Annotated in this window: 1 protein-coding gene; it reads left to right on the forward strand. The window is 60.0% G+C overall.

Annotation, left to right across the window (positions count from 1 at the left end):
- Positions 1–92: 92 nt before the first annotated feature.
- On the forward strand, positions 93–325 hold a 233-nt coding region (locus ACYP01_RS11450; protein ID WP_459680014.1), incomplete at its 3' end, for an MCE family protein.

Genomic DNA, 325 nt, shown 5'->3' on the forward strand with positions numbered 1-325 from the left:
AGATCGAGCCGGGCACCACCGCTTCGACTGTCTCACTCGCGATCGACGAGGGAGCGTTCGAGGACATACCGTCGACAAGTCAGGTGCGACTGATGCCCCGCAACATCTTCGGCGACTTCTTCGTAGACCTGATTCAACCTGACGGACTCTCGCGTGGTCCTGCTCTCGTGCCGGGTACCGAGTTGGTATCCGATCAGTCCGAAGTCGCGGTCCAGCTCTACCAATCGATCTCCCGGATCTACTCGCTCGTTTCTTCCCTCGACCCCGCCGACATAAACGTCGCACTCACGGCAGTCTCGGACGCGTTGAGCGGCAAGGGAAACCA

The organism is Rhodococcus sp. no. 34, assembly GCF_054589475.1.